The sequence below is a fragment of the Bacillus sp. BSL6 genome (assembly GCF_052928345.1).
In genome coordinates this window covers 400,398-414,610 of record NZ_JAVGCW010000002.1, presented here as the reverse complement: position 1 = coordinate 414,610, position 14,213 = coordinate 400,398, and the positions used below count along the sequence as shown (strand labels likewise).

Sequence of the window (14,213 nt, the reverse complement as noted above, 5' to 3'; positions counted from 1 at the left end):
AGTCTATTATAAGACTGTCCTCTATTTTTGACGGTGCATCAAAGTGTATTTTCCGTTACAATGAGAGAATCAATAGAAATAAGATAAGGTGATACAGTATGGAAACGAAGAAGAAGGGCGAATGGTGCGAAATGACTGTGCCAGCGAAATGGAATGGTATAAGCATTGAGTCGTTATTAAAAATAGAATGGGAAATACCGAAAAAGTTGTTACATCAGCTTCGTATGGAAAAAGGTGTTACCGTTAATGGAGAACAGAGAAGATGGAATGAGCTTTTAAAAGAAGGCGATAAGTTGCAAGTTCATATGTTTATGGAGGAAGAATACGATGTAGAGCCTGAATATGGTGAATTACATGTAGTATATGAAGACGATCATGTACTCATTGTAAATAAGCCTGAGAAGATGGATACGCATCCTTCTGAAAAAGGTGGGATGGGAACACTTGCAAACCTTGTTGCCTTTCATTTTCAAATGCAAGGTTTAGAGACGAAGGTTCGTCATATTCATCGGTTAGATAAAGATACGACAGGTGGTGTCGTGTTTGCCAAACATAGAATTGCTGGTGCAATTATGGATCGTTTATTAATGGAACGAAAAATTAAAAGAACATATGCAGCTCTTGTAGAAGGCAAAGTGAAAAAGAAGCAAGGAACGATTGACGCGGCTATCGGAAGAGATCGCCATCATGCGACGAGACGACGTGTTTCTCCAAAGGGAGATCAAGCAATTACATATTATAAAGTAGAGAAGTATTTTAGAAAACAAAATGTTACGCTTGTAACGTTACAATTAGAAACTGGTAGAACCCATCAAATTCGTGTTCATATGAGCTATAATGGTAATCCGTTAGTTGGGGATGTTTTATATGGTGGAGGAACGAAATATATGTCTAGGCAAGCGTTACATGCGATGAAGATAAACTTTTTACATCCAATTACGAAAGAAGAGATTGAAGTGGATGTACCATTTCCTACAAAATTAAATGACACAATGAAAGAATTTCAAAGAGTAAATGCGTAAAGTGTAAGTTTAAATTTGAGAAAGTAGATTTTTGCAGGAATTTCTCTAAAAGAAGCGAAGCCGTTAAGAGAAAAGAGAGGTGAGAATCACTTGATCAAATATAAATATATACTAGGAATATTTTTCGCTTGTCTTTTAGTTACTCTATGTCTCTATCCATATTTACCAGAGCATTTGGCGGTACATTGGGATGGAAATGGTCGGCCAAACGAGTTTATGAGTAAACAAGTTGTTATAGCACTTATTCCTTGTCTTATTATTTTCTTACATGGATTGATGTATATTATTTCACATAATATATATAAGTTTAATGAAGACGAGCATGTCATTATAAGTGGATTTCTAAAGACGATTACTTTATTTATGTTGTTTATCCATATGCTCATTCTTTTTATTAATTTTGGAAGCATGATATCCTTTCAAACAGGACTAACAATTGGGATTAGTATGTTTCTCTTTATGCTTAGTAAGGCGTTTAAAAAAGTTCAGAGTACGGAAAAAGACTCAATCAAATTAAAAAAAATCCGTTTAGTGAGTAGACGGATTTTTCAAGTGATGGCATGTAGTATATTGTTTTCATTGTTTTTGAACTTGAAATGGGGATTTTATGTGTTACTTAGCGTAATAAGTGGTGGTTCTATTTTGTTTATGTTCTACGCTTTATACTCATACATAATAGAAAGTTATGAAACGTAAAAAAGAGTCTTCTCATTATGAGAAGACTCTTTTAATCTATTTACTTCGTAATAAATTGTTGTGTCCAGTAGTTGCCGCTTTCTACATAGCCAACACCGATGTGAGTGAAGCCATTATTTAAGATGTTTGCACGGTGTCCAGCACTGTTCATCCAAGCTTGTACTACTTCTTCAGGTGTACGTTGGCCTTGGGCAATGTTTTCACCTGCAGATGTATAAGAAATACCAAATTTCTTCATCATGTCAAACGGAGACCCGTATGTAGGGCTGTTATGATCAAAGTAGTTATTTTTTTGCATATCTTCAGATTTAATGCGTGCTACTTTGCTTAATTCAGTGTCGATTTTTAAAGCTGGTAAACCTTGTTTTGCACGCTCAGCGTTTGTTAATTCAACAACACGTTGTTCGAACTCGCTTAAAGATTTTGCTTCTTCAGCAGGCTTTTGCTCAGCTGGTTTTTGTTCAGCCGGTTTTTGCGTATTATTGTTTTCAGCAGGCTTTTGAGCTTCTGGTTTTTGAACTTCTTCAGCAGGCTTTTGCTCGGCCGGTTTTTGCTCAGCAGGCTTTTGAGTTTCTGGCTTAGCTGTCGGTTGCTCAGTTACAACATTTTCAGTAGGTTGTTGACCAGGAATAATGCAATTTGGTTGGAAGTTTCCTTGTTGCCATTGTGCTAATGACTCAACGCCCATAGATTGTAAGAATGCTTGTAATTCTTGTTGGCTCATTTGCTTCATCATCACTTTTGAATGCTGAATATTTTGAACCTTTATGTTAGATGGTTGTACTGTTGCAGCTTGTGCATCTAGAGAAGATACTCCTAAAGTAAGAGCCGTTGCAGCAGCTACAGATAATAAAACACGCTTTTTCATGATGTGTGTCCCCCTATATAAAGTTTTAATTTGTTTTCACACGATTTGTTTTTGACAGCCTGTCTGACTGACAAATTCATCGTAGCATAGATTTTGTGAGAAAAAAGATGGAAAAAAATTCATAGACTTAAAATTTACCTAATTTATCCTAAGAGGGGAAAAGGGGAAAAATAAGAGAAACATAGAGTATAAAAGGAATTTTCAGCATTTTTATACTTGGTTATAAGACGCGGTTTTTGGATAAATGTACCTATATTGAAAATGAAGAATCCTATTGTATCAATGGTTTGAGCGTTTTTTTAAGGAATATACTGGATTGATTTTTACAAAACTGTAATGTTTCTGTTGTTCTTTTTTATAATAAAGTAACATATTTTTAATGTTGTAGCGGACAAAAAAGCGGCTATCTCTTTACATAGACGAAGGAGATAGCCGTTTTCCTATTATTACGTATGTTACGAGTTATTACGAGATGGTTTCAATTGCTTCTAATAATAAATCAACGATGTGAATTCCTCTCATTTTATGAGAAAGACCTTCTCGTTCAATGCCTAATTTCATTTGTAATAAACAACCTGGATTTGCAGTAACAATGGTTGCTGCTTCTGTTTCATGCACACGGTCCATTTTATAATCTAGAAATTCCATAGATAGTTCTGAATGAACAATGTTATAAATACCAGCAGAACCACAGCAGCGATCCGCATCTTTCATTTCACGGTATGTTGCGCCTTGAATTGCTTCTAGTAACATACGAGGTTCTGAAGATGTTCGCATAACATTGCGTAAGTGACAAGAGTCTTGATACGTAATAACTTGCGGCGTGACTCGTAAGTCATTACGTTTATGGAAATCTAGTTCTACTAGAATAGCAGTAATATCTTTAATTTTAGAAACGAACTGCTTTGCACGTTCAGCCCACTGTGGATCATCTTTTAACAAGTAATCGTAGTCTACGAGGTAAGCTCCGCAACCACCAGCATTCGTAATAATATAGTCGATGTTTAAATCTTCGAATGCTTTTATATTGCGTTTTGCTAATTCTTTTGCTCCATTTTTCTCACCAGCATGTCCATGTAATGCCCCGCAGCAACTTTGTGTTTTTGGAATAACGATATCACAACCAGCTAACTGAAGTAGTTTCATCGTTGCGTTATTTGTTTCTAAAAACATCGTATCCATTAAACAACCTGTGAAGAATGCAACTTGTTTCTTTTTTGTAATTTCAGCAGGTAAAAATTCAGGGCGATCTTTCATTGCTTTCATTTTTGGGACTTTTGGTAAAACGAGATCCATTGTTGCAAGTGTTTCAGGGAATAACTTCATAATTCCTGTTTTGTGTGTTAGCGTTTGTAAACCGGAACGTTGGTAAAATCCGATTAATCCTGTTAATGTTCTCATTCGATTTTGATGCGGGAAAAGTCCTTCAAAAACGACTTTACGAACAGCTCTCACTGGCATTGAAAACTTTTTGTTTTGATTTATAATATCACGAGCTTCTTCTAATAAATGTCCATAATTCACACCAGATGGACAAACAGGTTCACAAGCGCGGCAGCCGAGGCAAACATTTAATGTGTTTTCAACATCTTCATCTGGCTCAATTAAGCCGTCAACGACCGCTTTCATTAATGCGATACGTCCACGCGGGGAATGTGATTCTTTATATCCAGATTGAATGTAAGTAGGACAAGTTGGTAAGCAGAAACCGCATCGCATACAGTTTAGTAGTTCATCTTCACTTAATCGTTCTTTAAATTCCTTTTGAATGTTTTCTTTATTTAATGTTGTCATCGCTCAACCACCACTCTTTTGCGAGTGTCCTTCGCGAACATCTTTCCTGGATTCATAATGTTATTTGGATCGAAGGCTTGTTTAATTCCTTGCATAGCAGCAATACCTTCTTTACCTAACTTCATTTCTAAATACGGAGCCTTCATCGCACCAACACCATGTTCACCAGTAATCGTGCCACCAAGTTCAATTGCTTTCGCAAATATTTCAGCAAAAGCTTGTTCAGCTCGGTGCATTTCTTCTTCGTTGCGAGCATCTGTCATACAAGTTGGGTGTAGGTTGCCATCGCCAGCATGGCCAAACGTACAAATAGGAATATTATATTTTTTGGCAATGGCATTAATAGCTTCAACCATCGGAGCAATCTGTGAGCGTGGTACCGTTGCATCTTCTAATATTGTAGTAGGTTTTAATCTTGCCAGTGCTGACAGTGCACTACGGCGAGCTGTCCGAAGCGCATCTGCTTCCGCTTCATCTTTTGCGACGCGAACATCAACTGCATTCATGGAACGACAAACGTTAGCCATTTTTTCAATATCTCGATTAACAACTTCAGGCGGACCGTCTTGTTCAATTAATAAAATTGCTTTTACGTCAGTTGGTAAACCGATTTGAGCAAACTCTTCTACTACTTCAATTGTCGGCTGGTCTAAAAACTCAAGTGTCGCTGGAATGATTTTATTTGCAATAATAGAAGAAACAGCACGTGCAGCTTCATTAATATCTTCATAGAGTGCAAGCATCGTTTTCTTCGTTTCAGGCATAGGAACAAGTTTTAATATTGCTTCTGTTACGACACCAAGTGTTCCTTCAGAACCGATAAATAAACGAGTTAAATCGTAACCAGCTACATCTTTTGCTAATTTACCACCAGTGCGAATCATATCGCCATTTGGTAAGACAAGTTCAAGACCCATCACATAATCACGTGTTACGCCATATTTTAATCCGCGTAATCCACCTGAGTTTTCATTAATGTTACCGCCAATTGTAGAAATTTTCATCGAGCTTGGATCTGGTGGATAAAATAGACCTTTTTCTTCTACGGCTTTAATAATATCAAGTGTAATGACACCAGCTTGTACAGTAATTGTTAAATTTTCTTCATCAATTTCTAAAATGTTATTCATATGGCAGAAGATAAGGACGATACCGCCTTCAAGTGGACATGTCCCTGCGCAAAGATTTGTTCCAGACCCACGAACATATACAGGAATGTTGTGAGTGTTACATACTTTTAATACTTCAGCTACTTCATTTGTATTACGAGGAGCAATGACTGCATCAGGCATTGCTTGGAAGTTTGGAGTGGCATCATAACTATACGTTAAACGCCCCATATTGGATGTATCTACATTATCTTCGCCAACAATGGATACGAATGAATCAATAATTTGTTTTTCTAACATTGGAAATCCCCCTCAAACTGTTAACGTAATTAGTCATAATAAAAAACGTTGTCACAGTGCTTTCATTATAATGATAAAAAAGTCGGGGGATTCTTTCTATGTATAATCATCTAAAGATTAATCTATTTTATCATTCTTTTTTGTGTGATTATCTAATAAGAGGAGCGAGAAGTATAAAATGTTTAAGTCCTTGAATTGTTTCGGATCAAGTCCTGTATACTCCTCAATTTTTTTAAGTCTGTAATGCAATGTGTTAATGTGTATATGTAATTGCTCCGCTGTTTGTTTATAGGATTGGTTATAATCGATAAATAAACGTAAAGTGTGCATAAGCTCAGGCGATGATAGCAAGTTTTTGATGGTGCGCTTTAGAAACTGTTCCCGCGTTTCCGCAGAAATATCTTGTAAGCACATTTCTAAACGTAAATCTTCATTAAATACAATCTTTTTCGTTGCAAGTGATACGGAAAGAGCTTGTAATGCTTGTTCGTATGATAAGTTCATATTGCTTGGCGTAACGGATTGGCCAATCCCGATATATAAAGGAATAGAAAACAAAGTTTCACAGTCTTGTTTTAATCGTTTTAAAAATTGATATGTTTGCTCTTTGGAGTTCGTGGATGTAAATAAAATGAATCGATCATTTCCCCAGCGAACAAATAGATGCTCCTTTGTTAATAGATTGCGTACGTGTTGCCAAATCTTACGCTGAAGCATCGTGTCATTTTGATCGATAGAGAACAAAATAAGTTGTTTCTTCTTATATAAATCAATACCAAGTGTTTTGGCACGATCGAGAAAGCTTGGAGACCAGTCTGTATTTTGGAGCCAATCAAAGACAAATGCTTCATAAGAACGGTGTTCAAGTTCTAGCTGTTCTAAAAAGTAGTTTTCGTGAATGAGTAGTTCGGTCATTTTACGTAATATTTCTCCGTATTGGGAAATGTTTTCAGGTTCGCCTGTAATTCCAATGACACCAATTACTTCGTCATGGAATAGTAAAGGGAGATTCATACCTGCCTTTACGCCTTGCAAACGTCGTTCATCCTCTTTTGTAATAATGACAGTTTTCTTTTGTTTTGCGCAGCGGAGTGCGCCTTCATGAAATTGGCCGATTCTTTCTATATCTGTACTTGCGATAATAACGCCTTGTATATTAATGATAATAATATTTTCTTTAATTAGCCTGCGTACTTCTCGTACAATTTTATTCGCTAAATCAGGAAAAAGCATAATTGGCACACCTCAAATTCTATTTGTTGTACATTATATATGTAAATGAAGTAGGAAAGGGAAATTTCACACTTTCCACACATTTATTTGTTATTTTACAATTATAACGAAATCATCCGAAGATGGAGGGGATCTTTTGAGAAAGTATGTTTTTCTTCTCTGTTTTTTATTTCTATTAGTAGGGTGTCAAGGAAGTTCCTATACATCGATTGCTAAAGATAAAAGCGTTATTATAACAACGAATATAAAAGAAGGTAGCCTTAGTTTTATTGATAAACATACTAAAAAGTTAATTACGACATGGGAACTTAACGAACCAATGGCAGGGATTGCACTACTTCCAAATGGTGAGGACATACTTGTATATGGTAAGCAGTTAGAGTACATGTATGTATATTCACTAGCAGAAGGAAGGCAAGTGGAAAAATATAAAACAGGAAAAGGCATTGTAAATGTAGTCGTATCAGAAGATAAAAAGCAATTATTTGCTGCCGATCAAAATGCCCAAAAGATAAGGTTCTTTACGATTAATGGAAAAGAAACAGGAAATGTTTCGACAGGAAAAGGACCAATAACGATGGTAGAGTACTATAACCAGTTATCTGTATTAAACTTTTATGATACGAAGCTAACGACAATTGATACAAAGAAAAAAGAAGTAATACAATCCTTTATGATTCCACCAGCGTCAACGGGGGCAACAATTAGTCCAGATGGGAAAGAAATATGGATTGGCGGACATGGTGATGGAAATCAGGTAAATGAGAAAGTATTAGTGTATTCTTTGCAGAGCGGAGAAATGGTACGTTCTTTACACGCTCCGTTTATGCCTGTGAATATTACGAAGGATAATAAGTATGTATATGCATTAAGTCACGGTTCGAATACGCTTAGAAAGTTTGATGTTAGCACGTATAAAGAGGTGGCTTCTGTAGAAGTAGGATCAAACCCATTTGCATTTTTGAAGAGCGGAGCAGAAGGATACGTAGCAAGCTATGATAGTGATGAAGTGTGCGTCATGGATATGAAGAATTTGAAAATAAAACAAACAATTAAAGTCGGAAAAGGACCGTTTCAACTCATAGAGAGAGAAGGGAAGGACAATGAGTAAATATAGGGTGCTAGTTGTAGATGATGAAAGTGATATGAGGCAACTTGTTGGAATGTACTTAGATAATTTCGGATACGAGTGGGGAGAAGCTGAAAATGGAAAAGAAGCTCTAAAAAAATTAGAGACAAATCATTATGATTTCGTTGTACTAGATATTATGATGCCAGAGATGGATGGACTTTCAGTTTGTAAAGAAATTAGAAAAACGTCAGATGTACCAATAATATTTTTAACAGCAAAAGGTGAAGAGTGGAATAGGGTGAACGGCTTACGTATGGGAGCAGATGATTATATTGTAAAGCCATTTAGTCCTGGTGAATTAATTGCTCGTATGGAAGCTGTATTAAGGCGTTATACAAAGCAAGAGCAACAAGAGGAATTTCAGTTTGGGCCGATCCTTATTAATGAAAAAAGTAGGAAAATTGAGGTGGATGGTGAGCCAATTTCTCTTACAGTAAAAGAGTTTGATTTACTCTATTTTCTTTGCCAACATACGGGACAAGTATTTAGCCGAGAACAATTGCTGGAAAAGGTATGGGGATATGATTATGCCGGAAGTACAAGAACCGTAGATACGCACGTGAAAACGATGCGTTTGAAGCTTGGAGAAAGTGGAAACTACATTCAAACTGTTTGGGGTGTAGGCTATAAATTTGAGGTGTAACGTATGTTTACGATGGTACAGAAGCTTTGGCTGACAGTAGTATGTGCAGTATTTGTAACAGTTTCCTTTCTTTATTTTGTATCTTTATACTCGTATGAAAAGCTATACGTTGATAATTTAAAAGATTCATTAGTAATGGAAGGGAAGCGTCTTTCTGCGCAATATGATAAGCGCGAAGGAATATCAATTTTTGAAGAGAAAGTAAGAGCATTTGATCAAATATCTAGTTCAGACGTTCTTTTCGTATCGAACCCACGTGATTTAAGTGCATGTTTACCATTTGATGTGCACCATCATTCTCTTATAAGTGAAGGGGACAGGCAAGCATTATTAAATGGAAAAACTGTGACAAAGATAGGATACGAGGAACATTTTGATCGTAATATTATGGGGGTTGTCATCCCTGTTTTAGAAAATAAAAAATTAGTTGGTATTGTATATTCTTATATTCCTTTAAAAAGTATAAAAGACTTAATATATGATATGGGTCTTATTTTAGCACCGTTAGCACTTGCTATAACTTTACTGACAATATGGATTGGTAGAAAAATTATTATTGCTATTACGAAACCACTTTCGCAAATGGAACGAGTTGCCAATCATTTGGCTACGGGGGATTTCTCAGAACGAATTACAATTTCTTCTGAAGATGAAATTGGGCGATTAGGAAAAGCATTTAATAAAATGGCAAATTCTTTGGAGACAGAAGACGTAAAGCGTAAGGAGTTTTTAGCCAACGTTTCGCATGAACTAAGAACACCGCTTAGTTATATAAAAGGATATAGCGAGGCTATTTTAGACGGTGTAGCGAAGGGACCACAACAGGAAAAAGTAACACAGCTTATTCATAAAGAAGCAGATCGTATGCAGCGTCTCGTTCATGATTTATTAGATTTAGCACAATTAGAAGGTGAACATTTTCCGTTAAAGAAACAACCTATCGTTTTTTCACAACTAATTGAAGATGTGTTAGATACGTATGAGATTAAGTTTATAGAAAAGAAAATTCGTATTTCAACAAATTTAAATCCAGAAATCATTGTAATGATTGATGAGGATCGTATGCAACAAGTGCTTCATAACGTGTTAGATAATGCGATACGGTATACAAATCAAAACGGGGATATTATGGTAACGCTCAGACAGATAGATGATTACTGTGAATTGAACATAAAAGATACGGGGATTGGTATTGATACAGAGCATTTGGAAAACCTTGGCGAGCGTTTTTACCGAGTTGATAAAGCGAGAAGTCGTCAACATGGTGGAACAGGTTTAGGCCTGGCAATTGTAAGACAAATTGTTCATATACATGACGGACAGTGGCGGATTGAAAGTGAAAAAGGGAACGGTACGACGGTTAGTATTAAATTGAAAGTACAGGATGAGGAGAGCATGTTCTAATTTTTAGGGCATGCTCTTTATATGGAAGACAATAATTATACGTAAGATATAAATTAATATGTAATAAATATCGGAATTTTGACGATTTTATGAACAAAACATTTGTACTTCTTACCAATTCGTTCTAAAATAGTTATGATGCAAAGTTCTTATAAATCGTTTCAATTGTTGTTTGGAAGATACTGAGGTGATTTAACTGGAGTACAAATCTATTAAACCGAAAAAGATTTATGAAGAAGTATCTGAAGCTATTTTAACAATGATTAAAAATGGTACGTTAAAACCTGGTGACAAACTACTTCCTGTACATCAATTAGCTGAGCAGTTTCAAGTTGGTAGATCTGCTGTTCGTGAAGCGCTAAGTGCGCTAAGAGCAATGGGCTTAATTGAGATGAAACAAGGAGAAGGTACATATGTGAAGAACTTCGATTCTTCTTCATTAACAAAATCATTAAACAATAGATTATTGATGAAGAAAGAAGATATTTTGAATTTATTAGAAGTACGAAAGGTGCTTGAAGTGGGGGCAGTTCGAGCAGCTGCGGCAAAACGTACGGAAGATAATTTACAAAATATGAAGCATTGGTTAGATGAAATGGCAAAGAGCGTTGGAGATGAAAAAGCTGGTGAAAAAGCAGATTTTCAGTTCCATATGGGAATTGCAGAGTCTTCGCATAACAACATTTTGCTTGAACTTATGAATCATGTTTCAGAGATGATTGCTGAAACGATTGGTGAATCAAGACGCATTATTTTATATGGTGAACAAACAACATCAGAACGACTTATAGAAGAGCATCAAGTTATATATGATGCAGTGTTAAAGCAAGATGTAGAATTAGCGCAGCAAGCAATGCTAGATCATTTAACAAATGTAGAACATATTGTCACAGGTAGCAACGATATAAATTCTTAATTTAATCTTTTAAAAATCTAATTTTCTGATAAAATAGAGAGAGATTAAGTAAGCGTTTTCTTTAGAAGAGGGAGAGGATAGGCCATGGTTGAGCCTATTTCTTCTCTCCTTAGTCATCTGATGACCATATGTTTGTTGGTGGAGTTGTAAAAAGGGGGAGTAATAATTATGAAAGTTACTTTATTTGTTACTTGTTTAGTCGATATGTTTGAAACAAATGTCGGCAAAGCAACAGTTGAGGTGTTGGAGCGTTTAGGTTGTGAAATTGAATTTCCAGAAGCACAAGTTTGTTGCGGTCAGCCTGCTTATAATAGCGGCCATGTAGAAGCTGCAAAAGAAGCGATGAAACATATGATTGAAACTTTTGAAGATGCAGAATATATCGTTACGCCATCTGGTTCTTGTGCGACAATGTTTCATGAGTATCCGCATGTTTTTAAAGATGATCCGAAGTGGGCTAAACGTGCACAAAAAGTTGCTGATAAAACATATGAATTTACACAATTTATTGTAGACGTTTTAAAGGTTACTGATGTTGGTGCAAGTTTACCAGGGATTGCTACTATTCATAAATCATGTCATATGACACGTATGCTTGGAGTAACAGAGGCACCAGGAATTTTATTATCAAATGTAAAAGGGTTAACTGTGAGAGAGTTACCAAATGTGCAAAATTGTTGCGGGTTTGGGGGAACGTTTTCAGTGAAGATGACTCCAATTTCTGAGCAAATGGTAGATGAAAAGGTAGATAGTGCAATGGAAACAGGCGCTGATTATTTAATCGGTGCAGATTGTGGGTGTTTGTTAAACATTGGCGGACGTATTGAGCGTTTAGGAAAAGAAATAAAAGTAATGCATATTGCTGAGGTACTGAATAGTCGCTCATGAAGGGGGAACATAAGCTATGTCTATGAAAATCAGTGAGAAAAAATTTAATGATCGCGTTGGCGATGGAATTCAAGATTCGTTTATGCGCGGAGCAGTATCTTCTGCACAAACACGCTTATATACGAATCGTTTAAAAGCAGCGGATGAATTAGGAAACTGGGAAGAATGGCGTGAACTCGGTGAAGAAATTCGTCAACATACGTTAGAAAATCTTGATTATTACTTAATGCAGTTAAGTGAAAATGTATCCAAAAGAGGCGGACATGTGTACTTTGCGAAAACGAAAGAGGAAGCAGCAAAGTATATTCAAGACGTTGCAAAAAAGAAGCAGGCAAAAAAGGTAGTAAAATCAAAGTCAATGGTAACAGAAGAAATTAGTATGAACCATGCGCTTGAAGAAATCGGTTGTGAAGTGTTAGAAAGTGATCTAGGAGAGTATATTCTGCAAGTAGATAACGATCCACCTTCACATATTATTGCGCCTGCTCTTCATAAAAATAGAACGCAAATTCGTGACGTATTTAAAGAAAAGCTTGGCTATGAAAATTCTGATGATCCATACGAAATGACAAAGTTTGTTCGTAAACAACTTCGTGAAAAATTTATGGATGCTGAAATTGGTGTGACAGGTTGTAACTTCGCTGTTGCAAATACTGGCTCTCTTTGTTTAGTAACAAATGAAGGTAATGCCGACCTTGTTATGTCGATTCCAAAAACACAAATTGCGGTTATGGGTATGGAACGTATGGTTCCGACAATGGAAGAATTAGATGTTTTAGTTGGTTTACTATGTCGTAGTGCAGTAGGTCAAAAGTTAACAAGTTATGTAACGGTAGCGGGACCAATTCAAGAAGAGGAAGTAGATGGCCCAGAAGAATTCCACTTAGTTGTGGTTGATAATGGTCGTTCTCAAATTCTCGGATCTGAATTCCGTCAAGTGTTGCAATGTATTCGTTGTGCTGCTTGTGTGAACGTATGCCCTGTATATCGACATGTTGGTGGACATTCATATGGCTCTATATACTCAGGACCAATTGGGGCGGTATTAACACCACTTTTAGGTGGATATGATGATTACAAAGAGCTTCCTTATGCTTCTAGTTTATGCGGAGCGTGTACAGAAGCTTGTCCAGTAAAAATTCCATTGCATGATTTATTATTAAAACATCGTCAAGTTATCGTTGAGCAAGAAGGGCGTGCTCCACTTGCAGAAAAATTAGCAATGAAAATGTTTAGTATGGGCGCATCTTCAGCAGCTTTATATAAAATGGGATCAAAGATGGCGCCAGCAGCAATGAGTCCATTTACATCTGGTAACCGTGTATCAAAAGGTGTTGGGCCACTTAAAAACTGGACAGATATTCGTGAATTCCCGGCTCCAAGTAAAGAACGATTCCGTGATTGGTATAAAGATCATAAGAAAGGCGGGGACAAATAATGACAGGATTAATTCAAAACCGTGAGTCCTTTCTAGAAAATATTGCAAAAGAACTTGGACGCGCGCGTAAAACGGATGGTGTAAAACGTCCAGTATGGAAAAACAATGTGAATAAAGAAACGTTAAAAAATTATTCACAAGAAGAATTGTTAGAAGTATTTAAAAATCAATGTACAAACATTCATACAACTGTTGTAGAAACGACAAATGACCGTTTACGTGAAGATATTCAAAAAGTAATCGTTGAAAACGGCGGGGGACCTATTATGTTATCGGCAGATGAACGTTTTGATTCTTATGGGTTGACTTCTTTATTTAAAGAAGAACTTCCAAAGCAAAATGTTGAAGTGAACGTATGGGATCCTGAGAAAAAAGAAGAGAATATGCGTATCGCGGAAAGAGCGAATATTGGAATTGCATTTAGTGATTATACTTTAGCCGAATCTGGTACGATCGTTGTACAAAGTCATAAAGGCCAAGGCCGTTCTTTACACTTTTTACCGACTGTATACTTTGCTATTATTCCACGTGAAACACTTGTACCTCGTATTACACAAGCAGTTGAGGATATGAACAAGCGTGTAGAAAATGGCGAGACAGTGGCATCTTGTATTAACTTTATTACAGGACCTAGTAACTCGGCAGATATAGAAATGAATCTTGTTGTCGGAGTACATGGACCATTAAAAGCAGTATATTTCATCGTATAAAATAGGGGAAAGCAGGCCAGAAAATGGCCTGCTTTTTTAATAGAATAGAGATAATATGAA

At 36.3% G+C, this 14,213-nt stretch carries 13 protein-coding genes; 9 read left to right on the top strand and 4 right to left on the bottom strand.

Annotated features, from left to right (window positions below; genetic code table 11):
* Positions 1-98: 98 nt before the first annotated feature.
* Entirely contained in the window at positions 99-1,022 is a 924-nt protein-coding gene (locus RCJ96_RS08370; RefSeq protein WP_000448363.1) for an RluA family pseudouridine synthase, read from the top strand.
* 90 nt (positions 1,023-1,112) lie between these two features.
* Positions 1,113-1,718: a DUF1648 domain-containing protein gene (locus RCJ96_RS08365; protein WP_000598989.1), complete on the top strand. Its 606-nt coding sequence runs from the start codon at positions 1,113-1,115 to the stop codon at positions 1,716-1,718.
* A gap of 40 nt (positions 1,719-1,758) precedes the next feature.
* Here the strand turns inward: RCJ96_RS08365 and RCJ96_RS08360 are convergent, their stop codons facing one another.
* The 4 genes from RCJ96_RS08360 to RCJ96_RS08345 all read right to left on the bottom strand — a co-directional run bounded on the left by RCJ96_RS08360 (position 1,759) and on the right by RCJ96_RS08345 (position 7,022).
* Positions 1,759-2,586 carry a CAP domain-containing protein gene (locus RCJ96_RS08360; protein ID WP_000747582.1) on the bottom strand — a complete coding sequence of 276 codons (828 nt, stop codon included), beginning with the start codon at positions 2,584-2,586 and terminating at the stop codon, positions 1,759-1,761.
* A gap of 465 nt (positions 2,587-3,051) precedes the next feature.
* On the bottom strand, positions 3,052-4,380 hold the full coding sequence (locus RCJ96_RS08355) for a (Fe-S)-binding protein (RefSeq protein ID WP_270796231.1): 1,329 nt from the start codon (positions 4,378-4,380) through the stop codon (positions 3,052-3,054).
* Positions 4,377-5,789 carry a glycolate oxidase subunit GlcD gene (glcD, locus tag RCJ96_RS08350; protein WP_270796233.1) on the bottom strand — a complete coding sequence of 471 codons (1,413 nt, stop codon included), beginning with the start codon at positions 5,787-5,789 and terminating at the stop codon, positions 4,377-4,379. The genes RCJ96_RS08355 and glcD overlap by 4 nt, the downstream gene beginning before the upstream one ends.
* 117 nt (positions 5,790-5,906) lie before the next feature.
* Complete coding sequence (locus tag RCJ96_RS08345) at positions 5,907-7,022, bottom strand: CdaR family transcriptional regulator (RefSeq protein ID WP_270796234.1); 1,116 nt, start codon at positions 7,020-7,022, stop codon at positions 5,907-5,909.
* Between the two features lie 136 nt (positions 7,023-7,158).
* Between RCJ96_RS08345 and RCJ96_RS08340 the strand changes: the two genes are divergently transcribed.
* The 7 genes from RCJ96_RS08340 (at position 7,159) to RCJ96_RS08310 (ending at position 14,153) form a co-directional block, all read left to right on the top strand.
* Positions 7,159-8,133: a YncE family protein gene (locus RCJ96_RS08340; protein ID WP_416504442.1), complete on the top strand. Its 975-nt coding sequence runs from the start codon at positions 7,159-7,161 to the stop codon at positions 8,131-8,133.
* On the top strand, positions 8,126-8,797 hold the full coding sequence (locus tag RCJ96_RS08335; protein WP_000049881.1) for a response regulator transcription factor: 672 nt from the start codon (positions 8,126-8,128) through the stop codon (positions 8,795-8,797). The genes RCJ96_RS08340 and RCJ96_RS08335 overlap by 8 nt, the downstream gene beginning before the upstream one ends.
* Positions 8,798-8,800: 3 nt before the next feature.
* Entirely contained in the window at positions 8,801-10,201 is a 1,401-nt protein-coding gene (locus RCJ96_RS08330) for a sensor histidine kinase (protein WP_270796236.1), read from the top strand.
* A gap of 226 nt (positions 10,202-10,427) precedes the next feature.
* Entirely contained in the window at positions 10,428-11,117 is a 690-nt protein-coding gene (locus RCJ96_RS08325) for a FadR/GntR family transcriptional regulator (protein ID WP_255254326.1), read from the top strand.
* A 168-nt stretch (positions 11,118-11,285) separates the two neighbouring features.
* Positions 11,286-12,005: a (Fe-S)-binding protein gene (locus RCJ96_RS08320; RefSeq protein WP_000869149.1), complete on the top strand. Its 720-nt coding sequence runs from the start codon at positions 11,286-11,288 to the stop codon at positions 12,003-12,005.
* 16 nt (positions 12,006-12,021) lie between these two features.
* Complete coding sequence (locus tag RCJ96_RS08315) at positions 12,022-13,443, top strand: LutB/LldF family L-lactate oxidation iron-sulfur protein (protein ID WP_000061914.1); 1,422 nt, start codon at positions 12,022-12,024, stop codon at positions 13,441-13,443.
* Positions 13,443-14,153 (top strand): LutC/YkgG family protein, encoded by a 711-nt coding sequence (locus RCJ96_RS08310; RefSeq protein ID WP_044792797.1) that lies wholly within the window; start codon positions 13,443-13,445, stop codon positions 14,151-14,153. The genes RCJ96_RS08315 and RCJ96_RS08310 overlap by 1 nt, the downstream gene beginning before the upstream one ends.
* The last annotated feature ends 60 nt before the right edge of the window (positions 14,154-14,213 follow it).